Here is a 26,324-nt window from a genome sequence, read left to right on the forward strand (position 1 = left end):
TTATTTGAATGTAAACGGTTCTGTATCGACTTCGGACGGCAGGAACTCGCACTGCCAGTTCTGCACCTTTGCCATCCGGTTGACGACGCCTTTGATCATGACTTTTTCGACATGGTGGCCAGGGTCTACAACGGCGAGGCCCATCGCTTCTGCATCTTGCGCTACGTGGAAATAGAGATCGCCTGTGACGTAGACGTCCGCTCCTGCACGCTTTGCTGCGTGAATGTATTTATTGCCGTCGCCGCCGAGCACGGCCACTTTCCGGACAGGTTTTGCAAGATCGCCGACAATCCGAACAGCCGGTACATCAAGCCGCCCTTTCACGTGTTCTGCGAAATCCTCAAGGCTCATTTCTGTATCCAGCACTCCGACGCGCCCTAATCCCATCGGCAATTCCTTGTTTTCCAACGTAAACACATCGTATGCCACTTCCTCGTAAGGATGGTCTGCAATCATGGCTTTAATGGCACGGTCTTTTTCGTTTTTCCGGATGACCACTTCGATTTTCGATTCTGCAGTCATTTCCATCTTTCCGGCTTCGCCGATATACGGGTCGGCATCTTTTGTCGGTCTGAACCGTCCTGTGCCGCTTAGCGTATAACTGCAATGTTCATAATCCCCGATGGCTCCAGCTCCCGCATTCCCGAGCGCCTCGCGCACTTGCTCTTCATGGCTTTCCGGGACAAAAACAGCGATTTTCACCAGCTCCGCCTCGTATGTAGGAACGAGAATTTTCGTATCGCTGAGCCCAAGCGCGTCTGCGAGAAGATCATTGACGCCGCCTTCTGCCACATCGAGATTGGTATGGGCTGCATACACAGCGATATCGTGTTTGATCAGCTTTTCCATTAAACGGCCTTGCGGGAAATCCGTCTGCAAATTTTTGAGCGGGCGGAAAATCGGCGGGTGATGGGCAATGATCAATTCGGCACTTTTAGCGATTGCTTCATCCACCACTTCTTCGTTGACATCCAACGTTACCAAGACCCGTTCAATTTTCTTGTTCAACGTTCCGACATGGAGCCCGATCGGATCGCCTTCCATCGCCAAATATTTAGGCGACCATTTCTCAAACTCCTCGATGATCTGCTGCCCATTCGGTATTTTCATTGTTCAGCACCTCTTCTACTAGTTGGATTTTATGCACCAAATCATTTTTCCGCGAAAGGATTTCCACGGTTTGTTCCGTAGCCTCCATTGAAGCGACAATCTTTTTCCACTGCGCACTTTCACGCCGCCATTTCTCGATGAAAACCGGAGAACGCTCTTTCATCAAATACGGTCCCATCAGGAGTTCCGTTTCCGTTAAAACGGAATTCGCTTCGGCGCGTTCCAATACGAGAATTTCATAGATTTTGTCGTTTTCTTTCAAAATTTCTTCTGAATGGACGTTCCAGCCGTTTTGCTGGGCCCAATCGCGGATCGCTTTGGCATGGACATTTGGCTGAAGGATTAAACGTTCGACTCCTTCTAGCCGCGCTATCCCTTCTGTTAAAATGGAGACAATCAAGGGCCCGCCCATTCCTGCAATGGTGACGGCTGTCACGCCATCTTCAGGATGGATAGCTGCAAGTCCGCTTGCCAGCCTTACGGTAATCTGATTCTCCAGCTGTTCTTGCTGAACTTGTTTTTTGGCCGATTCAAAGGGGCCTTTTACTACTTCCCCGGCAACCGCCCGTTTAACCATCCCATTTAATACCAAAAAGCATGGCAAATAGGCATGGTCGCTGCCGATATCTGCAACGATGGCGCCTTTTGGAACATGCTTTGCCACCCGTTCCAAACGCAGCGATAATTGTTGTGCATTCATCCGTTGTCCTCCTATCAACAAAACCCCCTTAGCTCAAGAAGAACTAAGGGGGTTTTCAAACTATTCGAGAGATAAAACCCACTCCGCCATAGCTGGAATGTTCTCTTCTTCGATGAGTCCGCCTGGCATTGCGCCTTTACCATTTGCAATAATCTCTTCGATTCCTGCTTGGTCAAGTTCAGTATCAACCAATGATGGTCCTACTGCGCCTTCATAGCTTGAACCGTGACATGATACACAGCTTTGCTGCGCTTGTGATTCTGGATCGAATTCAGCAGAATCCGTGCTTCCGCCGTCGTTGCCTTGCTCTTCGCCGCCAGCGCCGTCTTCTTCAGCATGTTCTGCAGCAATCTCTTCTTGGTTATTCGCTCCTTCTAAAGATAAGAAGAAAATAAGACCAATACCGAAAGCCATGATTAAGATATAAGGTACAATTGCATTTTTTTGCATCCGTTACCCCTCCCTCTATAAAGTTCTGCTTGATGATAGTGTTCGTATCATTCATTATTGTACTGTATTATTCTCAAAACGAAAAGTCTTATGGGAGAAGTTTTGAGTTATTGTGACAAATTCAGCAACTTAACAGCCGATTTGTCTGGCAATGACCATTTTCTGCACTTCAGACGTTCCTTCGCCGATTTCCAGCAACTTCGCATCGCGCATATAGCGTTCCACTTCATACTCTTTCATATAGCCGTAGCCGCCGTGGATTTGAATCGCTTCGTCCGCCACTTCCATGGATATTTCCGATGCATAAAGTTTCGCCATCGAAGCTTCTTTCGTGAACGGGCGCCCTTGGTCTTTCAGCCAAGCTGCTTTGTAGACCATATTGCGCGCCAATTCAATTTTGAGCGCCATATCCGCCAGTTTAAATTGTGTGATCTGGAACTCGGATAAGCTCTTGCCGAACTGTTTGCGTTCTTTTGAATAATTCAATGCACGGTTGAACGCCGCCTGAGCGATCCCAACGGCCATGGCAGCGATGCCTATGCGGCCTCCGTCCAAAGTCACCAGGAACTGCTTGAAGCCTTCCCCGCGCTTGCCGAGCAGGTTTTCTTTCGGTACCCGGACATTTTCTAATACCAGTTCCGTTGTATTGGATGCATGGAGGCCCATTTTTTCGTAATTGTCGATGATCGTGAAGCCTTCAGCATCCGTCGGCACGATAATGGCGCTGATTTCTTTCTTGCCGTTTTCCATTCCTGTGATAGCAGTGATCGCCAAATGTTTCGCATAGCTCGCGTTTGTGATATAAACTTTCGAGCCATTGATGACCCAGTCATCTCCGTCTTCCACTGCACGCGTTTCTGTTCCGCCTGCATCCGACCCGGCATTCGGTTCTGTCAATCCGAATGCGCCGAACGATTCGCCTGAACAAATCGGCGCCAAGTATTTTTCTTTTTGTTCTTCCGTGCCGAAAAGGTTCAATGGCGCACCGCCGAGTGAAATATGCGCCGAATACGTAATGCCCGTTGATGCACAGGCCCGGCTCAACTCTTCCGTCACAATTGCAAAGCTTGTTGTGTCGGCGCCAGCGCCGCCGTATTTCTCATCAAACGGCAATCCCATCATCCCCATGTCGGAAAGCTGTTTGAAAATCTCTTTCGGAAACTCATTCGTACGGTCGCGGTCGACTGCTCCAGGCGCCACCACTTTATCCGCAAACTCTTTAATTGTTTTCTTGATCATTTGCTGTTCTTGCGTCAAATCGAAATTCATCCCATTACATCCCCTTTGCTATGAATACGCTTACAACTTTCATTATATAGGAAAAATTTAGACAAACTCAACTCTTAAAGGGAAATAAATAAAAAACGCGAATGCCTGAAGAGCATTCGCGCTTATATTTTATAGTTTATTTAATTGATTTTTAAAAACGGGACGTTTCTAAAAATTCGATTGCTATTCTATTCCAGGAAGTCTTTCAAACGTTTGCTGCGGGATGGGTGGCGAAGTTTGCGAAGCGCTTTAGCTTCGATTTGGCGGATCCGTTCACGGGTAACGCCGAAGACTTTGCCCACTTCCTCAAGCGTGCGTGTGCGGCCATCGTCTAAACCGAAACGGAGGCGCAATACATTTTCTTCACGGTCCGTCAATGTATCCAATACATCTTCTAACTGTTCTTTCAACAATTCGTAAGCTGCATGGTCGGAAGGAGATTGTGCATCCGAATCTTCAATGAAATCGCCAAGATGCGAGTCATCTTCTTCGCCGATCGGCGTTTCCAATGATACCGGCTCTTGCGCAATTTTCAGGATTTCACGGACTTTTTCCGGCAATAAGTCCATTTCTTCCCCAATTTCTTCCGGTGAAGGCTCACGCCCAAGATCCTGCAGCAGCTGGCGCTGGACGCGAATCAATTTGTTGATCGTTTCTACCATATGCACCGGAATGCGGATGGTACGCGCCTGGTCGGCAATCGCACGAGTGATGGCTTGGCGAATCCACCAAGTCGCATACGTACTGAATTTAAAGCCTTTCGAGTAGTCGAATTTCTCGACCGCTTTGATCAAGCCCATATTCCCTTCCTGGATCAAATCCAGGAAAAGCATGCCCCGCCCGACGTAGCGTTTAGCGATACTGACCACAAGGCGCAAGTTCGCTTCAGCCAAGCGTTTTTTCGCTTCTTCGTCGCCTTGTTCGATCAATTTGGCCAATCTTACTTCTTCTTCCGCTTTTAAGAGGTCCACCCGGCCGATTTCTTTCAAGTACATTCTGACAGGGTCGTTGATTTTGACGCCTGGCGGCACACTTAAATCATTCAAGTCGAATTTCTCTTCAGTCGGTTTCATGAGACGGTCCAAATGCTCTTCATCATCCGATTTCCGTTCCAATTCAATGCCATGCCCCTCAAGCTGATCGATGAATTCTTCAACGGCGTCCGATTCCATTTCAAAAATTGCTAATTTATCGGCAATCTGTTCATAGTTCAGTTCTCCCGTTTTTTTACCTGCTTCGATCAATTGTTTTTTTGCTTCTTCTACAGTTGCTTCAGGACCTTCTGTAGTGCTTAATGAGACATTGCTAGCTTCAACTTCGTTTGGACGTTCTGATTTCTCAGCCATACGATTTTCCTCCTTTAAAAAAACGGGATTAACCTATAATGATTTCTTCAAAGCAATCACTTCTTGCGCCAAAACTAAGGCACGCTTCAAGTCATGCTGTTTTTCAGCTTCTTTCGACTGCTGGATCTTTAATTTGATCTGCTGCTCGATTCGATGCTTTTGCAGATGGGCCAAGCAATCTGCGATCTCTTCTTCTGCATGTTCGGGATCGCGTTCGCTCAAAGCCGTTTCCATCACCAGCTTCCGAAGTTCAGGATCGCGCAGCGTTTCCAAAAATTTATGGAAATCCGCTTTTTCCCACTCTTCGTAAAAACCAAGCAGCTGCACATACAGCGCTTTGAATTCCTCGCTGACAAACGGCATGCCATCCTCCGCCGCGGCTAGTTTTTCCATGGTACGCGGATTCGCTAAGGCATGGGAAAAAAGCAGCCTTTCAGCGCGATGAAGGGATGTCACTCGTTTCGGATCCCGCTTTGGCGCTTTTTCTTGAACTGGCGCGCTTGGGCGGCTCCGTTCAATGGTTTTGTTTTCAAGCTTCCGGTACTGCTGGAGAATCGCTTCCTCTGACAGGCCGGTCTCATTAGACAATTGCTTGATGTAAAGATCACGTTCAATCGGCGACGACCGCCCTGCTAAGAGCTGGAGCACTTCTTGAATGTATTGCAAAAGGTCGTTTTCGTATTGAAAATTTTTATGTCTGCGGGCATGCATCATTGCAAACGCAATAAACGCATGCGGTTTGCCGATGATCTGCTCTTTAAAAGCTTCCTTGCCGTGTTCCCGGACAAAATCATCAGGATCCATTTTGCCGGGGAGGACGGCAACTTCCACTTTGAAATTTTCTTCATTCAATGCAATGGCCGCTCTTTTCGCAGCTTCCCATCCGGCATCATCCCCGTCAAAGCAGAGGACAATTTCCTGGGCAAAACGCTTCATCGCTTTGATATGCTGCGGCGTAAGCGAAGTTCCCATTGTCGCTAGCGCATTATCTACGCCTGCTTTGCCGGCAGCAATTACATCCATAAATCCTTCAAATAAGACGATTTTCCGATTTTTCCGGATGGCATTGCGTGCCAGATGCACATTATAAAGTACCTGGCTTTTCTGGAAAATCGGCGATTCGGGACTGTTCAGATACTTGGCTTCTTCCTTGCTTTTCACTAAAATCCTGCCGGAAAAAGCAATAACTTTCCCCGATTCATTGGTAATTGGAAACATGATTCTACCGCGGAAGCGATCAAAAAATCCATTTTTTTGCTCACGCTGGATCCCGAGCCCGCTCGACACCAATTCCTCTTCGCTGAAGCCTTTCCGCTGCAAAGCGGTGGCCATGTAATTCCATTCGGGCAATGCCCAGCCAATTCGGTATTTTTCGATCATTTCCTTTGTGAATCCCCTATTTTCCAGATAGTCGAGCGCTTCCTGCCCTTCTTCTGTATTCATAAGGATATGGTGGTACATATCGGCTGCAAATTCATGCATCAAAATAAGCTGATGGTCTGTTTTTGTAGGTGCCGGACCGGAATCGCTCGGAACCGAAACGTCAACATCGATCCCTGCCCGGCTGCCGAGGCGGGCCAATGCATCTTGGAAAGTGATATTTTCAATGTCCATCAGGAAAGTGATGACGTTTCCGCCCGCTCCACAGCCGAAGCAATGGAAAATCTGCTTGTCGGATGTAACCGAGAACGAAGGCGTGCTTTCACCATGGAATGGACAGAGCCCGAACCAATTGCGCCCTCTTTTTGTTAATTGTACATACTCACCGACGACGTCTACTATATCCGTAGAAGAGCGGATCTGTTCGATCACTTCTTCAGGAACTCGATTTGACACATTATCACCATCTTTTTTTGCTTAACATACTTAATTCGTGATAGTTTACGGAACTCCTTCATCTTTCCTTAAAAAGATCAAGGCAAATTCCTGGCCATTATAATTGTTTTAGCCACAATTCTTCATTATAAAACGTTTTCGACAAAAAATCCACAACTTAAATAGAAAAACCACCTGATCAGGAGGTTTTTCTTTAATTCCGTTATTTTATTGGGAATAAATGCCTGCATGGGTGTAGTTTGCGATTATTTCCGTTTGCTTAAGATCAGATTGGCCGTTTCTTCGACAGCGCGGTTCGTGACGTCGATCACTTCGCAGCCGATCCGGCTGACAACTTTCTCGAAATGGGCTATTTCTTCGTGGATCCGGTTGATTTTCGCATAATTGGCATCGTCACTCAATCCCAATGCAATCAGCCGCTCTTTCCGGATGGAATTCAACTTTTCAGGAGAAATGACCAGCCCGTAGCATTTCGATGGATCGACACGGTAAAGCTCTTCTGGCGGGTCCACTTCCGGCACTAGCGGGACGTTCGCCACTTTCAAACGCTTATGTGCGAGGTATTGCGACAACGGTGTTTTGGACGTTCTCGAAATTCCGACTAATACGATATCGGCCATTAAAATTCCACGTGGGTCGCGCCCGTCGTCGTATTTGACCGCAAACTCGATGGCTTCCACTTTTTTAAAATAATCATCATCCAATTTGCGGACGAGCCCCGCTTCTTCTAAAGGAATGGAATCCAATTCATTTTCCAGCGCATCCATCAGCGGACCCATCAAATCCACAGCAGTTACATTGAACTTTGGCGTTTCCGCCTGGATATACCGCCGCAATTCTTTCGACACTAACGTATAGACGATGAAGGCCTGCTGCTGTGCAGCCAGTTTGATGATTTCCTCAAGATGCTCAACGGAATCAATATAAGGGAACCGCTTCAATACAGCATTTTGATCTGCATATAAATATTGGCTAATAGCCGCCTTCGCAACCAGTTCGCCTGTCTCTCCTACAGAATCAGAGACAATGAACATACGGAGCTGTTTCATTTCGTGCACCTCACAATTCGTGGTTTTCCGACAATGATAAAAATGCCCGGGTGATATTCGTTTTTGTCAACCGGCCAATAACTTTAAAGCCTTCCGGCTGTTCTTCTACGACCGGCAAAGCATCAATCTGCTGATTGATCAGCCGGTGAGCGGCCTGGATCAGCGACTCGTTTTTCACGCAGTACGTAATATTCGGCATTCTTGTCATGATGATATGTACTGGGATGGCAGTTAAATTTTGGCTTCCGAGGCTTGTCCGCAGCAAATCTTTGCGGGACAACACACCCGTCAGAAACGAATTCTTGTCTACGACGAACAAAGTTCCGACATCATCAAGGAACATTTGGCTAATTGCGTCATAGACGCTGACGTCTTCCCTGACCACTACCGGAATCGACTGAAAGTCTTTCACTTTCATATTATTCATCGTATCCGTTATGTCTTGGCCGGGTTTTTTGCCGGAATAGAAATAGCCGACACGCGGACGGGCATCTAAAAATCCTGCCATCGTCAAAATTGCCAAATCCGGCCGTAATGTTGCTCTTGTCAAATGCAGGCGTTCAGCAATTTGCTCGCCCGTGATCGGACCATTGCCTTTCACAATCTGCAGGATTTCCTCTTGTCTCTTATTGAGTTCGATCGGACTCACCGCCTCAAAATATGTTATACTCAATGATGATTATTATATACTAATGGATGCGATATTGCGAAGAAAACTTTCGCATGATACAATACTAAAGAATCGAATAGCAGACAATGATGGAGTTATAAGTACCGTCGCAATCAGCGAGCAGGGTTGGTGGAAGCCTGCATGGATGGGAAAAGGCACTCCGGAGTCGCACTTTCTTTAAAGAGGGCTGTTTTATGCAGCCAATCGAGGTGGAACCGCGGGTCTTAACGTACTCGTCCTCGGACATTATGTCCGGGACGTGTACGATTTTTTATTTTATGGAGGTTTTTTTATGTCAATGGAAGAAATAGTATCGTTAGCAAAACACAGAGGCTTTGTATTTCCGGGATCTGAAATCTACGGAGGCTTGGCCAATACGTGGGATTACGGCCCGCTTGGCGTAGAGCTGAAAAACAATATCAAAAAAGCATGGTGGAAAAAATTCGTCCAGGAATCCGCGCATAACGTCGGCCTTGACGCTGCGATTTTGATGAACCCGAAAACTTGGGTTGCATCCGGCCACGTCGGCAACTTCAACGATCCAATGATCGATTGCAAAAGCTGCAAAACGCGCCACCGTGCAGATAAATTGATCGAAGATGCCCTGGATGCAAAAGGGATCGAAATGATCGTAGACGGTTTGTCTTTCGAAAGAATGGCTGAATTGATCAAAGAACACGAAATCAAATGCCCGACTTGCGGCAAAGAAGATTTCACGGATATCCGCCAATTCAACTTGATGTTCAAAACCTTCCAAGGTGTTACGGAATCTTCAACAAATGAGATTTTCCTGCGTCCGGAAACTGCACAAGGAATTTTCGTGAACTATAAAAATGTCCAGCGTTCAATGCGCAAAAAGATGCCGTTCGGGATTGCACAAATCGGCAAAAGTTTCCGCAATGAAATCACGCCGGGGAACTTCACGTTCCGCACACGTGAATTTGAACAAATGGAACTTGAATTCTTCTGCAAGCCCGGCGAAGATTTGGAATGGTACGCTTATTGGCGCGATTTCTGCAAAAACTGGCTGCTGAACTTGAATATGTCGGAAGGCAATATGCGCCTTCGTGAACACGACGAAGACGAATTGTCGCATTACTCGAATGCTACTGTCGATATCGAATACAAATTCCCATTCGGCTGGGGCGAACTATGGGGCATCGCTGACCGTACCGACTTCGATTTGAAGCGCCATATGGAGCATTCCGGCGAAGACTTCAATTACATCGACCCGGTGACTAACGAGCGCTACGTGCCTTATTGCATCGAGCCGTCCCTTGGCGCTGACCGCGTAACGCTTGCCTTCCTGGTAGATGCATTCCACGAAGAAGCGCTGGAAAACGACGACAAACGCACTGTATTGAAGTTCCACCCGGCTCTTGCACCGTATAAAGCAGCGGTTCTTCCGCTTTCGAAGAAACTGGCTGAAGGCGCAACAGAAGTATTTGCGGATCTGGCGAAGCACTTTATGGTTGATTACGACGAATCGCAGTCAATCGGGAAACGCTACCGCCGCCAGGATGAAATCGGCACACCGTTCTGCATCACGTACGACTTTGATTCCGTGGAAGACGGCCAAGTTACGGTCCGCCACCGCGATTCAATGGAGCAAGTCCGTATGCCGATTGCTGAAGTACAGGCTTATATCGAAAAACACATTCAATTTTAATTAATCGTATATGAAGGGGACCCGCAATTTTGATGCGGGTCCTCTTTTTTAGGATCGGAAAGTAACTCTAAATAAAGCTTCCCGATTCTGCAAACAACCGGCTTTTCCTTCAGTAAAAACATCAAAAAAAGACCCGCTCAGGTAATTTCATCCTGCTGCGGGTCCTGCTCTTCTTTTCGGGGCATAAATTCAGGTGTCCGTTCCAATTGTTCCAGGAATTTCCTGGATTTCAAGCGGATCCCCGCCTGCTCTTCGTAGATTGTCCGCACAATCCCTTTAAGCAGCGATTTGGATTCCTTCTTCAATTTCAAGGAACCGACATGTTCGATCGGGACAAAATAAAAAGTGCGGATCAGCTTCACGAGCGCCGGGCTCAGACGGATGATGTAGCGGTCGACTTCAAAGCAGCGGTGGCAAAGGAATCCGAGTTCCTGAAACGAAAAAGCGAATTCCCCTTCTGTTGCCCCGCAGTTCGCACATTCGTGCAAAGTCGGCGTCAGTCCTGCTGAAGGCAGCATCTTCCATTCCACAAACAAGGAAATTGCTTCGGGATCATACCCCTCTTCAATCGCATGAAGGGCCTGATAGAGCATATCATAGATTGACGGCTGCGGTTCATCTTGTTCCGTCAGCCGATCAATCAATTCGGTAATGTAACTGGCATAAGCCGTTTTCATAATGTCTTCACGGATGTGGCGAAGCGACTCGAGCGGATCCCCGCTTTGAAGTGTGCCCATTCCACGCCCTTTGAAAACGGAATAGCTGCCATGGGTAAACTGCTGGGTTACAGCAGCCAAGCGGCTTGAAGGCTTTTTGGCCCCTCTCGCCATGCAAGTGATTTTTCCGGCTTCGCGGGTGAACAGCGTCACAATTTTATTGTTTTCACCGTAAGCCTGCGTCCGGATCACAATTCCCTCTAATTGATTCAGCATGGAACCGACTCCTTAATATTCGTCGTCTCTAAAACCGAAGTCGCGCAAATGCACTGCTTTATTGCGCCAATCTTTTTGCACTTTTACCCAAAGTTCCAAATAGACTTTTGAGCCAAGGAGGTTTTCGATGTCCTTGCGTGCGCGTGAACCGATTTCTTTTAAGAGGGCACCTTTTTTGCCGATGACAATCCCTTTTTGGGAATCCCGCTCAACCATGATCGTTGCCTGGACACGGATCATGTTTTCATTGTCGCTGTCCGGTGCAATTTTCTCGATGACCACTGCAATCGAATGCGGGATTTCTTCGCGCGTCAAATGCAAAGCCTTTTCCCGGATCAGTTCCGAAATGATGAAGCGCTCCGGATGGTCTGTCACTTGGTCCGCCGGGTAATATTGCGGCCCTTCAGGCAGATATTCCGTAATTTTTGCGAGTAGATTTTCCACGTTATTGCCCTGCAGCGCCGAGATCGGAATCGCTTCTGTAAAATCGTATTCGCTTCGGTAAGACTCGATCAATTTTGGCAGTTCATCGGGGTGTACTTGATCGATTTTGTTCAATACTAAAAAGACCGGCACGTCCAAGCCTTTGATCATTTCAAGGACAAAGCGGTCCTGCTTGCCGATGCGGTCGTCTGCACTGGCTACAAATAACAGCACATCCACTTCACGGAACGTGTTTTTCGCCACTTTCAGCATGAAATCGCCCAATTTATGGCGCGGTTCGTTGATCCCTGGCGTATCGATGAAAATCATTTGGCTGTCTGTATTTGTCACAACGCCTTGCACTTTATTGCGCGTTGTTTGGGGCTTGTCGCTCATGATGGCGATCTTCTGGCCGACCACCCGGTTTAAAAACGTCGATTTTCCGACGTTCGGACGTCCAATAATTGAGATAAAGCCTGATTTAAATCCGTTATTTCCCTGCTGCATACTCTAAATCCTCCGTTGAAAACGCTCCCGGCAACAATTCACTGACTGTTGTTTCCTGGACGTCTCCATTTAAATTTGTTAAATAAACCGGCATATTCGGCGAACAGAATTCGGCGATTACTTGCCGGCATGCACCGCATGGCGATGCCGGTCCTTTCGTATCGGCTACAACGGCCAATGCTGCAAAGTTTCGTTCGCCCTCTGAAACAGCTTTGAACATCGCTGTGCGCTCTGCACAGTTTGTCATGGAATAGCCCGCATTTTCAATATTGCAGCCGTGGTAGACCTTGCCGTCAGCCGTCAGAAGCGCTGCGCCGACCTTAAACTTTGAATAAGGCACATAAGCCCGTTCCCGCGCCGTTTTTGATTCTGTCATCAATTGTTCTTTTTCCATTGCGCTTCACCTCTGTAAGTTAAAACCATTTTGGTATGAATATCAGTAAACCAATTATAGCACTTGCCACTGCAAATACCAAAACCGCACCTGCTGCCATGTCTTTTGCCTGTTTTGCAAGCGGATGGAGCTCAGGCGAAGCGAGGTCCACGACGCGCTCCATCGCTGTATTGACAAGTTCGAACGCGAGCATGCCGCCGATCAGCAAAATGACGATGAGCCATTCTGTTTTGGAAAGGCCGGTCAGCCACCCGGAAAGGACTACAACAACTGCCGCCAATAAATGAAATCGGATGTTCTGTTCTTTCTGGATTGCCGCATAGATCCCTTGTGCTGCATATTGAAAAGACCGGAAAAATCTACTCAGTTTCATGTGCGTCACGGGTGATGCCTAGCGATGTCAAAATCGCCTCCTGTTTTCCGAACATTTCCTTTTCATCCGTTTCATTCATATGGTCATAACCTAACAGGTGCAAAAATCCGTGGACAGCAAGAAAGCCCAGTTCGCGTTCGAAGGAATGCCCGTAGTCGGCAGCCTGTTCTTTTGTCCGGTCCAAGGAGATGATGATATCTCCCAGAACTCTCGCTTCAGGAGAACCGACGATTTCCATTTCCCCTTCGCCCAATTCTTCCATCGCAAAAGAGATGACATCTGTCGGCGCATCCTTGCCGCGGTATTCTTTATTGATCGCTTGGATCATATCGTTTGTCACAAACGTTACCGATACTTCCGAATCTCCCACTCGTTCCTCTTCTGCTGCATGCTTCAAAATTTTCTCAACAAATTGCAGCTCGCTTTCTTCTAACGTCGCTGTTTCATCAATAAAATCGATGGTTAGCATATTTTTTCCTCCAATCATTTAGGTTCTTTCGGATATTCGATCCGTGAATGGAAGATGCCATTCAGCGTTTCGCACATCACATGTTTGACTTTCTTCAACTCTTTCATCGTCAAGTCACATTCATCAAATTGCCCATCTTTTAGTTTATCCTCAACTATGGCATCAACCAATTTTTTTATTTTTTCTGATGTCGGCTCTTTCATCGAACGGACGGCCGCTTCGATGCTGTCTGCCACGCTGATGATGGCAATTTCTTTTGTCTGCGGTTTCGGTCCGGCATACCGGTAGTCCTTTTCACAGACCTCCGGATTTTCTTCTTTCGCTTTATAATAGAAAAACTTCAGTAAACTGGTGCCGTGATGCTGTTCTGCCACATCGATGATTTCTTTCGGCATTTTATGCTTTCTCAACAATTCCGCACCTTCAGAACCATGCGCCAAAATGATGTCCCGGCTCTTTTCAGGCGGCAAGGAATCATGCGGGTTTTTGATGCTGACTTGGTTTTCGATAAAGTACTGCGGACGGTTGGTTTTGCCGATATCATGGTAGTAGCAGCCCACTCTCGCCAAAAGGCCGTTTGCACCGATCGCTTCGCAGGACGCATCTGCAAGGTTCGCCACCATGACGCTATGGTGATAAGTGCCTGGTGTTTCGGTTAAAATTTTCTTTAATAATGGATGATTCGGGTTCGATAGTTCAATGAGGCGCATGGTTGACAATAAGCCGAAAACCGACTCAAAAAACGGCAGCAAACCGATCGTCAAAGCCCCGGAAAATAACCCGGAAATGACAGCAGCTGCAAAATAAAAGCCGATTTCTGTCCAGTCGTACTGGCTTTGGCCCACCAATAGATAGAAACCGATAAAAAGGGCATTTCCTACGGCTACAGCTAAACTTGTCTGCAGCAAATGAGAGCGGCGGTCTTGCTGCGCAATCAAATAAACGCCGGCAAGCCCTCCGAAAATGATGTACAGCGCAATGTCCATCTGCAATGTCGAAGTGTTTTCCCCTTGCAGCATCATTCCGCCCACTGCCCCGATCACTAATGTCACATAAACAGCGATTCGTTCATTTAACAGCATGCGCACCAGCATTCCAGCCAACGCTGTCGGAAAAAGAAAGGCGATGGTCACGTCAAAATTATCGCTGACTAAACTTAAAAGCTGCATCAGCGTCAATGAAATCAGAACAACCGCAAGAATAACCGAGAACTTAATCAGCTTCTGCTGATTCGAAGATTTCGAACGAATCGTTAAGATGACAAGAATTCCCATCGTGATCACAACGAACAGCAATAAGCCTGCCAGCGGCTTAAAATCTTCCTTTTCTTGCGTCATGCCTGCTAATTCCAATTGACGGTAAACTTCACGGTCAATCATTTGCCCTTCCTGGACCAATACCTGGCCTTGCAAAATGCGGGTCGGTTCGACACTTGCCCGCGCGGACTCTGCCTGCGCTTCCGTTAATTCCTCGTCGATGACTTCATTCGGCACAATGGCAAAACGTCCGATAACAACAGCCGCCTGCAAAGCGGACGCAGGAATTCTCGTACTTTTCCGGAGCTCCTGCTCTACTTCATTTTGAACATCTTCGACGTTTTCTTCCCTTAGGGGTTCGCTTAATCTGGATTTGACCAGTTCCGTCAATTCCTGCTCCATTTTCGCTAGATTTTCATCCGGCACCAGAAGCAACGCTCGGAGCATTTCATCCGTTAAGCGGAGATTCGTTTCGTTTGTATCCAACAACTGGAGATTTTTTCTCACATCTTCAATCATTTTGTTGATGGCTTGAGGCTTCAGCGTCTCTTCATTTTCAGGAATTTCCTTTACATCCGATATATACCCGAAAATCGACTTGATCAAAGCTGCCTGGTTGTCCGCATTTTCTGCTGAAAATTGATAGCTCGGCCCCAGCTCAGCCGCAGCCCGTTGGCGTTCTAATTCCGTTTTCACCGGATCTTCCACCGTTTTAGCGGACCGGATGGTTTCTTCAGAAAGCTGGAAAAGTTCAACCTTATATGTATCGCCGTTCACCGAGGCAAAAAGGAACCCATAAATAATCGCGCCGATCAGAAAAATCAACGCCGCTGCAATTACCCGGTAACCCATCTTATCGTAGACTTGTTTCGCCCAATTGCGCATTGAAACACCTCTCTTCTTGTACTTTCATCATATCAATTTAAAGAAAGTATTTCATTGTCTATTTGTAATTTTTTGAAATTCGCTATGTAATATTACTTTCATTTTTTTCATCAATCGATGGATTTTGTATGGATTGATAAAACTGCAAAAAACCGGCAAGGAAAAGTCGTTCTTTCCCTTGCCGGCTATAAATGATAGCTTTTTAAATTTACGAAGGCTGGTCTTCGTAAGCTGCGATGATTCTCGCAACTAGCGGGTGGCGTACCACGTCTCCTCGTTCTAAATACTGGAAGTGGATTCCACGTACTTTGGCTAGTGTCGTTTCTGCCGCTATCAAACCGGATTCTGCGCCTCTCGGCAAGTCGATCTGGGTCTTGTCGCCAGTAATGATCATTTTCGAACCAAATCCAAGGCGGGTCAAGAACATCTTCATTTGCGCTTTCGTCGTGTTCTGCGCTTCATCGAGGATAACGAATGCTTCATCCAGCGTCCGCCCTCTCATATAAGCAAGAGGCGCAATTTCAATAGTGCCCCGTTCGATAAACCGGTTTGTCTGTTCCAGGCCGAGCACATCATGAAGTGCGTCATATAAAGGCCGCAGATAAGGATCCACTTTTTCCTTTAAATCGCCGGGCAAAAAACCGAGGCTTTCGCCTGCTTCAACCGCCGGCCGGGTAAGAATGATTTTTTTGACATGGCCATTCTTTAATGCCTGCACCGCCATCACCACTGCTAAATATGTTTTGCCTGTTCCGGCAGGGCCGATGCCGAAGACGAGATCATTGCTGCGCACAGCGTGAATATAATGCCGCTGGCCGATGGTTTTTGCACGTATTGCTTTGCCGCCTGCATTTCTGGCAACTTCTTCATCATATAGTTCTGCAAAATATTCTATGGTGCCGGCACGGGCCATCTCAATCGCTGAGACGATATCGCGCTGGTCAATATTGATGTTTTTGCGGATTACTTTCAATAATTGTTCAATCAGTAATTTCCCAATATGTTTGCCTTCTTCAGAGCCAGATAATTTAATAACGTCTCCACGCGTGATGATTTGAATTTGAAATGCTTCTTCGATTAAAGTCATGTGACTATCAGAAATCCCGAGCAGCTGCACCGCTTCATTTGGATCTTTCACATGCAGTTCTAATAGTTGGTTTTCTGTCATGTAGACGCTCCTTGGAATCGAATATTTAGTACAATTTCACTGTATCACTATTCATTTGGAATTGTAAAACATTTTAATCATTTTGTTTACATAACATTATTATTTAGAAAAATAAAACCGATCAGCATGAACTGATCGGTTTACAACATTACCTTTTCGATTTTGGCGGCATCAATACTTCTGCTAAAATGATGCCTTTTCGGATATTGTTGGCTTCCAGCGGGAAGATATCCTCTTCCTGCTTTGGTTTTGCAGGAGCAGCTGAACGGGCATTTTGGTGTGCTGACAGCCTGCCCGACGGCTGCCGCTCTTGAATCTCACGCTGTATTTCCTGGCGAGTTTCGCGAAGCGGCGTCCGGTCTATTGCTTTTTCCACTCTCTGCTGCACCTGTTTCGTTTTTTCGGGCTGTTCTTTCATTTGAGTCTGCAAATCGCCGTAGATTTCTTTGGCGTAGTCTTCCACTCGTTTAAAAGTTTTTTGTCCGGCTTCACGGGCTTGTGCTTGCCGGCTTTGGCGGGTCTGGGGGCTTTTTGGAACCGGTTTGCTTGCCGGATCCTTGTCTTCGCCGCCTTTTTTATTGCCGAATATTGCTCCGAGCGCCATCACAATAAGTGCGAAGATAAAACCTTCCATTCAATAACCTCCCTTGCTGTCGACGGTTATTGTTTATCGTCGGATTTTTCTGTGCCGGTCTTGGCAATTGAATCACGCATGCCAGTATCCGCTTGGACGTTCTTGTAATTTACGTAATCCATAACACCGATATTGCCAGAACGAAGCGCTTCGGACATTGCGAGCGGCACTTCCGCCTCCGCTTCAACAACTTTCGATCTCATTTCGACAACTTTCGCTTTCATTTCCTGCTCGCTTGCAACAGCCATTGCGCGGCGTTCTTCCGCTTTTGCCTGTGCAATTTTCTTATCCGCTTCCGCTTGTTCCGTTTGAAGTTCAGCACCAATATTCTTGCCGATATCAACGTCCGCGATATCAATGGATAAGATTTCAAACGCTGTACCTGAATCCAGGCCTTTTGCCAAAACCGTCTGGGAAATCAAATCCGGATTTTCAAGCACTTTTTTATGGTTTGTACTGGAACCAAGTGTAGAGACAATCCCTTCGCCGACACGGGCAACAATCGTTTCTTCACCGGCACCACCGACTAAGCGGTCAATATTCGCACGAACCGTGATACGCGCTTTTGCTTTAACTTCGATCCCGTCCATCGCCACACCCGCAATAAATGGTGTTTCGATAACTTTCGGGTTAACAGACATTTGCACCGCTTCTAATACGTCGCGGCCTGCCAAATCAATGGCAGCTGCACGTTCGAACGGCAGCTCGATGTTGGCACGGTGTGCCGCAATCAATGCGTTGACAACGCGGTCAACGTTACCGCCTGCTAAGTAATGGCTTTCCAGTTGGTTGATCGATACCGTCAATCCAGCTTTTGAAGCCTTGATCAACGGATTTACGATGCGCGACGGAATAACGCGGCGCAATCTCATTCCGATTAACGTAAAGATGCTGATTTTAACCCCTGCCGCTAAAGCAGAGATCCATAAGGTAATCGGTACAAACGTGAAGAATATTGCCAGAACAATGATGACGCCGATTATTGCTGCGGCTAAACCTATAAGACCTAATTCCATGCTTCTATTCCTCCTCTTCTTTTTCCACTTCTCGTACTACGATCCGTGAACCTTCGACTTTGATGATTTTCACTTCTTTTCCAGCATCGATAAACCGTCCATCAGAAACGGCGTCAATCCGTTCATCCATCAATTTAATCGTACCGGAAGGGCGAAGTGCTGTAGCGGTCTTTGCAAATTGCCCAACCAATTCATAGCGGTTTACATTCGATACATATCCGCTCTCCGTATTGGTCGAATCTGTCAAGACCACCCGTTTGAATAGATGAAGCCTCTTGCCAAAAAATTTCACAATAATCACCATCCCTGCAGTTGCTACAATTAATGCGATCAAAATGGCGATGGCAGTGGTTTTAAGATCTCCGCCTGCCAATAACACGCTGCCAAGAATAGCTAACAACCCGAGAAATCCAATAAGCCCGATTGGAATAATCAGTTCAACTAAAAGGAGAGTGACGCCAAGAATTAACAGGAACAACGTGCTCCATCCCGCTAACCCAGCTGCCCAATGGCCATAAAAATAAATAGCTAAAGCGGTAAACCCGATCAACCCAGGCACGCCCATGCCCGGTGTAAACATTTCCAGAAGAATGCCTAGGGCTGCAATCGACAGCAGAACCGGCACAACAACCGGATGAGTGATAAATTCAACCAATTGGCTGCCGAACGTGCTGCCCGCTTCAGCAGACTCTGCTGCCAATGCACCAGGCATGAAGAATACCGACAACGCACTTAGCGCCATGAATGCAGAGAAAATCCTAAACGGATGCAAACGAATCTCTCCTTTCGTTTTACTGCTACCTTTAATACGGACCAAAAGGGAAAAGGTTTCATTTTTTGTAGCTAATTTCATTATAAAGGAACAGTTTTGAAACACGAAGGAATGCGCTTACAGAATTTGAAAGCGGAGGCAGCCATCTAGTCAAACGTATTGGGACGACCGCTTCCAGAAGAAGGCATAGAAAAACCGGGTACACGATGATTCGTGTACCCGGCCATGGCTGATCGTTCATATTTTTTAATGTCTTTTATGGAGTAAGGTCAATTAAAATTTACGTTTACGCGCAGCTTCTGATTTCAATTTACGTTTAACACTTGGCTTATCATAATACTCGCGCTTTCTTACCTCTTGCATTGTTCCGGATTTAGAAACAGTGCGTTTGAAGCGGCGAAGAGCATCTTCAATCGATTCGTTTTTACGAACTACAGTTTTTGACATCTCTTTTTCCCTCCCTCCGAACACACGTTGAAGCATATAACAGTACGTGTTATATATCAAAAATTATAACGTATATATCGACCTAGGTCAATACTTAATAATCGGAATTTGAAATTAATCCCTGCATGATTTGGACGCCTGAACTTGCGCCGATGCGAGTTGCTCCCGCTTCTACCATTGCGTTTAGATCTTCTAAGCTTCTTACGCCGCCTGAAGCTTTGACGCCAAGGTCAGGACCTACTGTTTCGCGCATGATTTTCACATCCGCCACAGTCGCTCCACCTGTTGAGAAGCCAGTTGAAGTTTTAACGAAATCTGCACCCGCTTCTTTTGAAAGGCGTGATGCAACTGCTTTTTCTTCATCTGACAATAAGCAAGTTTCGATAATGACTTTAACGATCGCTTTGCCTTTGGCAGCTTCTATTACTGCCGCAATATCATTTTTCACAAGTTCAAGATTGCCGCTTTTCAAAGCGCCGATATTGATGACCATATCGATTTCGTCAGCGCCTTTTGAAATGGCATCTGCCGTTTCAAAAGCTTTTGTTTCAGAAGTTGATGCGCCTAATGGAAACCCGATCACGGTGCAGACTTTCGCCGTGCTGTCAGCTAGTTCTTTTGCTGCAGTCGCTACCCAAGCAGGGTTCACGCAAACAGAAGCAAATTGGTATTCTGCAGCCTCTTTGCAAAGTTGGACGATTTGTTCTTGAGTAGCTTCAGGTTTTAATAAGGTATGGTCGATATAAGAAGCGATGTTTGTCATGTTAAAATTACTCCATTCTCTTTTTAAATTCGGTTTTACGCTAAACCAGCTGCTCTTCCATCACTCGGACAAACTGCCCTTCATTATATGGATAGCCGGCTTTCACGATTTTCACTTTGACAATCTTTCCAATCAGCGAATCATCGCCAGGGATGACCACTTTCAAGTAATTGTCCGTGTATCCTTCAAGCAATCCGGTTTCCTCGTTTTGCTTGAAGCGTTCTTCAGGAATGATTTCCAACAATTCCCCTTCGAATTTCGAAGCGTATTCTTTAGCCAATTGATCATTTAACGCAATCAGGCGGTGAACCCGTTCGTTTTTAATTTCTTCATCAATCTGGCCATCCATACGGGCAGCTGGTGTACCGGTGCGCTGCGAGTATGGGAAAACGTGGAGTTCAGAAAACTGGTGCTCATGGATGAACCTGTACGTTTCCATGAATTCCTCTTCGGTTTCTCCAGGGAATCCGACAATGACATCTGAAGTAATCGCAAGATTCGGCAAAGCTTTGCGCAGCTGCACAAGCCGGTCTGCAAAAAATTCCATTGTGTACTTTCGGCGCATGCGTTTCAATACCGTATCCGATCCCGATTGAATCGGAATATGAAGATGGCGCACCACAATATTCGAATTTTGGAGCACGTCGATAACTTCATCCGTCAACTGGCTTGCTTCGATGGAAGAAATCCGCAGCCGTTTCAAACCAACGACTTGCTGTTCCAAATCACGCAAAAGCTGGGCTAAATTGTAATTTTTCAAGTCTTCCCCGTAGCCGCCGGTATGGATTCCGGTCAAGACGATTTCCTGATATCCCGCATTTACCAATTGCTGCGCCTGCCTAACGACTTCTTGCGGGTCTCTTGAACGCATCAACCCACGGGCCCATGGAATGATGCAGAAAGTACAGAAGTTATTGCAGCCTTCTTGAATCTTCAATGAAGCACGTGTCCGGTCAGTGAAAGCCGGAACGTCCAACTCTTCGTATATACGGTTTTTCATGATGTTCCCAACTGCGTTGATCGGCTTTCGCTCTTGTCGGTACTGGTCAATATAGCCGAGCAATTTTGTGCGGTCTTGCGTGCCAACCACAATATCAACGCCGGGAATCGCCATAATTTCGGCTGGAGAAGTCTGCGCGTAGCACCCGGTTACACAAATGACAGCATCCGGATTTTTGCGCACGGCTTTGCGTATCACTTGGCGGCTCTTTTTATCTCCTGTATTCGTAACAGTGCATGTATTAATGACATAGACATCGGAATGATGTTCGAACTCCACGCGGCTGTAGCTTTGTTCTTTAAACAATTGCCAAATCGCTTCGGTTTCATAATGATTCACTTTACAACCTAAGGTATGAAATGCAACCGTTGGCATCAGTATCCACCTCTCTCATTCGAATTCATAAGACATTGCAGATAAGGCATAAAGCGGAGCTGTTTCCGTCCGTAAAATACGAGGGCCTAAAGCCGTGAACAACGCACCGGCTTCCTTCAGCTGCTCAACTTCAGAAACTGAAATTCCGCCTTCCGGACCGAAAATAAGGATCATTGAATCTTTATCATACATTGATTTTAAAATTTCGGCAAACCGCTTACCGCCTTCCGCCCGGGCTTCTTCTTCGTAAGCGACGATAATGGCATCAAACGATTTTGCCGTTTCAAGCAATTGCTTGAACGTATGGATTTTATGTATTTCAGGTATTTTCACCCGATGGGATTGTTCGGCTGCTTCTTTAGCAATCTTTTGAAGGCGGATCCGTTTCTTTTCGCCTTTTCCAGCATCCCATTTCACAATCGACCGTTCAGCTTCGAATGGAATCATGGCATGCATGCCGAGCTCCGTAGCTTTTTGGACAACGAGTTCCAGTTTATCGCCTTTAGGCAAACCGCAGGCAATCGCTACATTTTTCGGAAGTTCCACATCCGCCTGCCGCTCCTCTGTTAGCTGCAGCTCGATATCGAAATCGACGCTTTCTATCGTAGCTAAAAAAGATTTCCCTTCCATTACAACGATGACTTCGTCCCCTGCGCCTTGGCGCATAACTTTGGCGATGTGCTTCGCATCATCGCCTGTTATCGCCACTTTTCGATTGTCGGGAACTTTGCCGTCTATAAAATATCTCTGCATCGTTACACCCCGTTATTCCGGTTTTTTAGAAATGATCGTTACCCAGTCTTCCATCATCATGACATCTTCCACGATAAATCCAGAAGCCTCAAGCGCGTCTTTTACATCATTTTTCTTCGCAGAAATGATGCCTGAAGTGATATAAATCCCGCCTGGCTTCACTGCTTGGAAAGCATCATCCGTAAATGACATGATGATTTCCGCTAAGATATTGGCTACTACAACATCGCCCGGCTCATCAATCGTATCCAACAGATTGCCGTGGACGACCTTGATTTTGTTCTGGACTTTATTCAATTTGACATTGATCCGGGCTGCTGTTACCGCCACATCATCTAGATCGAGGGCATGGACTTCTTTGGCGTCCAATAAAGCTGCACCGATTGCCAAAACGCCTGATCCTGTCCCTACGTCAATTACCCGATTTCCAGGTTTCACCGTTTTTTCAAGCGCCTGAAGGCTCATGACCGTCGTCGGATGCGTTCCGGTTCCAAAAGCCATTCCGGGATCGAGTTCGATAATCAATTCATCGCTCGAAACGGGTTCATACGTCTCCCACGTCGGAACGATAGTAAAACGTTTTGAAATTTTTACCGGGTGATAATATTTTTTCCACGCCGTAGCCCATTCTTCTTCGTTCACTTCGCTGATCGTTACCACATTGGCGCCAAGATTGATATCGAACTTCACTAAATTATTGATTGCCAATTTAATCGCTTCAACTGTTTCACCGAGAAAGCTATTTACGGGCAAATACGCTTTTAAAATAACGCCTTCTGACGGGAAATCGACGGGATCCAACGACCAGATTTCGCCGAATTCATCGGCTCTTTCTTTCGTCAAGTCATCGGAGTCTTCGATGACGACTCCGCTTGCGCCTGCCTCATGCATTATATTCGAAACAGCTTCAATCGCTTCGTTTGTCGTGTGAATCGACAGTTCTGACCATTTCATCTAAAACCGGCTCCTTTACTCACCTTTGATGGTGCGCTTGATTTTATCAAACAGCGAACTGCTATGTTCTTCAGGAATATCTCCGCTGATTTCTGCAAATTCACGGAGCAGCTGCTTTTGTTTTTCGTTCAATTTCGTTGGCGTCTTCACTTGGATAATAATGTGCTGGTCGCCCGTGCCGTAGCCATGAACGTTCTTCACGCCTTTGCCTTTCAAACGGAAACGCGCTCCACTTTGGGTTCCTGCCGGAATTTTCAATTTCACTTTGCCCGAAACCGTCGGAACTTCGATTTCATCGCCGAGAGCCGCTTGGGCAATGGAAATAGGCAGATTCAGATAAATATCGTCGCCGTCACGTTCGAATGATTTATGCGGTCTGACGCGGAAGACTACATAAAGGTCTCCAGTTGGCCCACCGTTCACGCCAGGTCCGCCTTGGCCGGTAACACGCAATTGCTGGCCATCATCGACGCCTGCAGGAATGGTAACTTTGATTTTCTTGACTTTGCGGACTTTCCCTTCGCCGTGGCAAGTCGAGCATTTTTCTGGAATGATTTGTCCGGTGCCTTGGCAATGTTGGCAAGCACGGCGATTGACCATACGGCCAAACGGCGTATCTTGTGTCACATTCACTTGGCCAGAACCTTCACAATAAGGGCAAGTTTTCGGTTTTGTTCCAGGCTTCGCGCCAGATCCATGGCAAGTTGAACATGTTTCGTCTTTCGGCAATTCGATTTCTTCTTCTTTGCCGAAAACCGCATCCATGAAATCGATCGTCATCGAATATTGCAGATCGTCGCCTTTGCGCGGCGCATTCGGGTCGCGGCGTCTTGAACCGCCGCCGAAGAACGTACTGAAGATATCGTCAAACCCGAATCCTTCAGCACCGCCGCCGAATCCGCCAAATCCTTGGTTCGGATCCTGGTGTCCAAATTGATCGTATTGTGCACGTTTTTGCTCATCGCTTAAAACTTCGTACGCTTCTTTTACTTCTTGGAATTTTTCAGAAGCATCCGCATCTTTATTGATATCCGGGTGGAATTGTTTCGATAATTTCCGGTAAGCTTTTTTGATTTCCTCTTTCGAAGCGTCTTTTGAAACGCCGAGCACCTCATAATAATCTCGTTTATTCATATGTCACTCTCCCTATTGCAATCACCTGTAATTGTACACGGTTTAAATTGTGGTTGCAAAGACATTGAAAAAGCCAAAGCATGTTGCTTTGCTTTGACTTTTTCAGGCCCCGCTTATCTTACTTGTCTTTGTCGTCGTTGACTTCTTCGTATTCAGCGTCCACGATGTCATCGTTTCCTGGAGCTGCACCTTCTTGGCCGCCAGCTGCTTGCTGCGCTGCAGCCGCTTGCTCATAAGCTTTCATAGCCAAACCTTGAAGGATTTCGTTCAATTTATCTTTTTTCTCACGGATTGTGTCGATATTGTCGCTTTCAAGAGCGGATTTCAACTCGTCACGCGCTTCTTCCGCTTGTTTCTTTTCGTCTTCCGTGACAACTTCGCCAAGGTCAGCGATTGTTTTGTCTGTTTGGAAAACAGCTTGGTCCGCTTCATTGCGAAGTTCTACTTCTTCTTTCACTTTCGCATCCGCTTCTGCGTTCTCTTCTGCTTCTTTGATCATGCGTTCGATTTCGTCATCACTTAATGAAGTGTTTGACTGGATCGTGATCGTTTGTTCTTTTTGCGTTCCAAGGTCTTTCGCTTTTACGCTGACGATTCCGTTTTTATCGATGTCAAATGTTACTTCGATTTGTGGAATTCCGCGTGGTGCCGGCGGAATATCCGCTAATTGGAAACGGCCAAGCGTTTTGTTGGCAGCGGCCATTGGACGCTCACCTTGCAATACATGGATATCTACAGCTGGCTGGTTATCAGCAGCAGTCGAGAATGTCTGCGATTTTGAAGTTGGGATCGTTGTGTTGCGGTCGATCAATTTCGTAAACACGCCGCCCATTGTTTCAATTCCTAAAGATAGCGGAGTTACGTCAAGCAAGACCACATCTTTCACGTCGCCTGTCAATACGCCGCCTTGTACAGCAGCACCCATTGCGACAACTTCATCCGGGTTAACGCCTTTATGAGGATCTTTTCCTGTTTCTTTCTTCACTGCTTCTTGAACGGCAGGAATACGTGTAGATCCACCAACTAAGATGACGCGGTCAAGATCTGAAGCAGAGATGCCTGCATCTTTCAATGCTTGGCGAGTCGGCCCCATTGTGCGTTCTACCAATGAAGAAGTCAATTCATCAAATTTCGCACGGCTCATTGTCACTTCCAAGTGAAGCGGTCCAGCTTCTCCTGCAGTGATGAATGGCAAGGAAATTTGTGTAGAAGAAACGCCGGAAAGGTCTTTTTTCGCTTTTTCTGCAGCATCTTTCAAACGCTGTGTCGCCATTTTGTCTTGAGACAAGTCAATGCCGTTTTCTTTTTTGAATTCCTGCACCAAATAATCGATGATTACTTTATCGAAGTCATCTCCGCCAAGACGGTTGTCGCCGGCTGTTGATTTAACTTCGAAAACGCCGTCGCCCAGTTCAAGGATCGAAACGTCAAACGTACCGCCGCCCAAGTCGTAGACAAGTACCGTTTCGTCTTTTTCCATTTTATCAAGGCCGTAGGCAAGCGCTGCTGCAGTCGGTTCATTGATAATGCGTTCCACTTCAAGGCCTGCAATACGGCCTGCATCTTTTGTTGCTTGGCGTTCTGCATCGTTAAAGTAAGCTGGAACTGTAATGACAGCTCTTGTCACTTTTTCGCCTAAGTATTCTTCTGCATAGCCTTTTAAGTATTGAAGAATCATTGCAGAAACTTCTTGCGGTGTATATTCTTTGCCTTCAGCCGTTACTTTTTGCTGCGTACCCATCAAACGTTTAACCGATTGGATCGTGTTCGGGTTTGTGATAGACTGGCGTTTCGCTACTTCACCGACTTGGCGTTCACCATTTTTAAATGCAACAACAGAAGGAGTTGTGCGGTTGCCTTCTGGATTTGGAATGATTCTTGGTTCGCCGCCTTCTAATACTGCGACAGCTGAGTTTGTAGTTCCTAAGTCAATACCGATAATTTTGCTCATTGAAATTCCTCCATCATCT

At 46.5% G+C, this 26,324-nt stretch carries 26 protein-coding genes; 1 reads left to right on the forward strand and 25 read right to left on the reverse strand.

Annotated features, from left to right (window positions below; all coding sequences use genetic code 11):
- The 8 genes from BN1080_RS09285 to BN1080_RS09320 form a co-directional block, all read right to left on the reverse strand.
- Nucleotides 1-1,110 (reverse strand): Nif3-like dinuclear metal center hexameric protein, encoded by a 1,110-nt coding sequence (locus tag BN1080_RS09285; RefSeq protein WP_052651782.1) that lies wholly within the window; start codon nt 1,108-1,110, stop codon nt 1-3.
- On the reverse strand, nt 1,070-1,810 hold the full coding sequence (locus tag BN1080_RS09290; protein ID WP_052651783.1) for a tRNA (adenine(22)-N(1))-methyltransferase: 741 nt from the start codon (nt 1,808-1,810) through the stop codon (nt 1,070-1,072). The genes BN1080_RS09285 and BN1080_RS09290 overlap by 41 nt, the downstream gene beginning before the upstream one ends.
- Nucleotides 1,811-1,870: 60 nt before the next feature.
- The gene (gene cccA / locus BN1080_RS09295; RefSeq protein ID WP_052651784.1) at nt 1,871-2,260 is read right to left on the reverse strand and encodes a cytochrome c550; all 390 of its coding nucleotides are present in this window, start codon (nt 2,258-2,260) and stop codon (nt 1,871-1,873) included.
- A gap of 129 nt (nt 2,261-2,389) precedes the next feature.
- Nucleotides 2,390-3,529 (reverse strand): acyl-CoA dehydrogenase, encoded by a 1,140-nt coding sequence (locus BN1080_RS09300; RefSeq protein ID WP_052651785.1) that lies wholly within the window; start codon nt 3,527-3,529, stop codon nt 2,390-2,392.
- Nucleotides 3,530-3,717: 188 nt separating this feature from the next.
- Nucleotides 3,718-4,875 carry an RNA polymerase sigma factor RpoD gene (gene rpoD / locus BN1080_RS09305; protein ID WP_052651786.1) on the reverse strand — a complete coding sequence of 386 codons (1,158 nt, stop codon included), beginning with the start codon at nt 4,873-4,875 and terminating at the stop codon, nt 3,718-3,720.
- Nucleotides 4,876-4,908: 33 nt separating this feature from the next.
- Nucleotides 4,909-6,711, reverse strand: a complete 1,803-nt coding sequence (gene dnaG, locus BN1080_RS09310) for a DNA primase (protein ID WP_052651787.1) — start codon at nt 6,709-6,711, stop codon at nt 4,909-4,911.
- A 245-nt stretch (nt 6,712-6,956) separates the two neighbouring features.
- Complete coding sequence (locus BN1080_RS09315; RefSeq protein WP_052651788.1) at nt 6,957-7,760, reverse strand: pyruvate, water dikinase regulatory protein; 804 nt, start codon at nt 7,758-7,760, stop codon at nt 6,957-6,959.
- Between the two features lie 10 nt (nt 7,761-7,770).
- Nucleotides 7,771-8,409, reverse strand: coding sequence for a transcriptional regulator CcpN (locus tag BN1080_RS09320; protein ID WP_052651789.1), 639 nt, complete (start codon nt 8,407-8,409; stop codon nt 7,771-7,773).
- 313 nt (nt 8,410-8,722) lie between these two features.
- On the opposite strand from BN1080_RS09320, the gene BN1080_RS09325 reads away from it, so the two are divergent.
- Complete coding sequence (locus BN1080_RS09325) at nt 8,723-10,099, forward strand: glycine--tRNA ligase (protein ID WP_052651790.1); 1,377 nt, start codon at nt 8,723-8,725, stop codon at nt 10,097-10,099.
- Between the two features lie 137 nt (nt 10,100-10,236).
- Here BN1080_RS09325 and recO read toward each other — a convergent pair whose 3' ends face one another.
- The 17 genes from recO to dnaK form a co-directional block, all read right to left on the reverse strand.
- Nucleotides 10,237-11,031, reverse strand: coding sequence for a DNA repair protein RecO (recO, locus tag BN1080_RS09330; protein WP_052651791.1), 795 nt, complete (start codon nt 11,029-11,031; stop codon nt 10,237-10,239).
- Nucleotides 11,032-11,043: 12 nt separating this feature from the next.
- Nucleotides 11,044-11,961 (reverse strand): GTPase Era, encoded by a 918-nt coding sequence (era, locus tag BN1080_RS09335; RefSeq protein ID WP_052651792.1) that lies wholly within the window; start codon nt 11,959-11,961, stop codon nt 11,044-11,046.
- Nucleotides 11,945-12,355 carry a cytidine deaminase gene (locus tag BN1080_RS09340; protein ID WP_052651793.1) on the reverse strand — a complete coding sequence of 137 codons (411 nt, stop codon included), beginning with the start codon at nt 12,353-12,355 and terminating at the stop codon, nt 11,945-11,947. The genes era and BN1080_RS09340 overlap by 17 nt, the downstream gene beginning before the upstream one ends.
- A 19-nt stretch (nt 12,356-12,374) precedes the next feature.
- Nucleotides 12,375-12,728, reverse strand: coding sequence for a diacylglycerol kinase family protein (locus tag BN1080_RS09345; protein WP_052654528.1), 354 nt, complete (start codon nt 12,726-12,728; stop codon nt 12,375-12,377).
- Nucleotides 12,715-13,197 (reverse strand): rRNA maturation RNase YbeY, encoded by a 483-nt coding sequence (gene ybeY / locus BN1080_RS09350; RefSeq protein WP_052651794.1) that lies wholly within the window; start codon nt 13,195-13,197, stop codon nt 12,715-12,717. The genes BN1080_RS09345 and ybeY overlap by 14 nt, the downstream gene beginning before the upstream one ends.
- Nucleotides 13,198-13,211: 14 nt before the next feature.
- Complete coding sequence (locus BN1080_RS09355) at nt 13,212-15,338, reverse strand: HD family phosphohydrolase (RefSeq protein WP_052651795.1); 2,127 nt, start codon at nt 15,336-15,338, stop codon at nt 13,212-13,214.
- A gap of 208 nt (nt 15,339-15,546) precedes the next feature.
- Nucleotides 15,547-16,506 (reverse strand): PhoH family protein, encoded by a 960-nt coding sequence (locus tag BN1080_RS09360; RefSeq protein ID WP_052651796.1) that lies wholly within the window; start codon nt 16,504-16,506, stop codon nt 15,547-15,549.
- 148 nt (nt 16,507-16,654) lie between these two features.
- On the reverse strand, nt 16,655-17,140 hold the full coding sequence (locus BN1080_RS09365; protein ID WP_052651797.1) for a hypothetical protein: 486 nt from the start codon (nt 17,138-17,140) through the stop codon (nt 16,655-16,657).
- 26 nt (nt 17,141-17,166) lie between these two features.
- The gene (gene floA, locus BN1080_RS09370) at nt 17,167-18,156 is read right to left on the reverse strand and encodes a flotillin-like protein FloA (protein ID WP_052651798.1); all 990 of its coding nucleotides are present in this window, start codon (nt 18,154-18,156) and stop codon (nt 17,167-17,169) included.
- Nucleotides 18,157-18,160: 4 nt separating this feature from the next.
- The gene (locus BN1080_RS09375) at nt 18,161-18,928 is read right to left on the reverse strand and encodes an NfeD family protein (RefSeq protein ID WP_234398954.1); all 768 of its coding nucleotides are present in this window, start codon (nt 18,926-18,928) and stop codon (nt 18,161-18,163) included.
- 273 nt (nt 18,929-19,201) lie between these two features.
- The gene (gene rpsU / locus BN1080_RS09380; RefSeq protein ID WP_052651799.1) at nt 19,202-19,375 is read right to left on the reverse strand and encodes a 30S ribosomal protein S21; all 174 of its coding nucleotides are present in this window, start codon (nt 19,373-19,375) and stop codon (nt 19,202-19,204) included.
- Between the two features lie 94 nt (nt 19,376-19,469).
- Nucleotides 19,470-20,138 carry a deoxyribose-phosphate aldolase gene (gene deoC, locus BN1080_RS09385; protein ID WP_052651800.1) on the reverse strand — a complete coding sequence of 223 codons (669 nt, stop codon included), beginning with the start codon at nt 20,136-20,138 and terminating at the stop codon, nt 19,470-19,472.
- Between the two features lie 40 nt (nt 20,139-20,178).
- Nucleotides 20,179-21,513, reverse strand: a complete 1,335-nt coding sequence (gene mtaB / locus BN1080_RS09390) for a tRNA (N(6)-L-threonylcarbamoyladenosine(37)-C(2))-methylthiotransferase MtaB (RefSeq protein WP_052651801.1) — start codon at nt 21,511-21,513, stop codon at nt 20,179-20,181.
- Nucleotides 21,514-21,528: 15 nt separating this feature from the next.
- Complete coding sequence (locus BN1080_RS09395) at nt 21,529-22,266, reverse strand: 16S rRNA (uracil(1498)-N(3))-methyltransferase (RefSeq protein WP_052651802.1); 738 nt, start codon at nt 22,264-22,266, stop codon at nt 21,529-21,531.
- 12 nt (nt 22,267-22,278) lie between these two features.
- A complete protein-coding gene (gene prmA / locus BN1080_RS09400) occupies nt 22,279-23,220 on the reverse strand; it encodes a 50S ribosomal protein L11 methyltransferase (RefSeq protein ID WP_052651803.1) in 942 nt (313 codons plus the stop codon).
- A gap of 15 nt (nt 23,221-23,235) precedes the next feature.
- On the reverse strand, nt 23,236-24,354 hold the full coding sequence (dnaJ, locus tag BN1080_RS09405; RefSeq protein ID WP_052651804.1) for a molecular chaperone DnaJ: 1,119 nt from the start codon (nt 24,352-24,354) through the stop codon (nt 23,236-23,238).
- 118 nt (nt 24,355-24,472) lie between these two features.
- Nucleotides 24,473-26,305 (reverse strand): molecular chaperone DnaK, encoded by a 1,833-nt coding sequence (dnaK, locus tag BN1080_RS09410; protein WP_052651805.1) that lies wholly within the window; start codon nt 26,303-26,305, stop codon nt 24,473-24,475.
- Between the last annotated feature and the right edge of the window lie 19 nt (nt 26,306-26,324).

The organism is Planococcus massiliensis (assembly GCF_000821325.1).
Taxonomy (GTDB): Bacteria; Bacillota; Bacilli; order Bacillales_A; family Planococcaceae; genus Planococcus; species Planococcus ruber.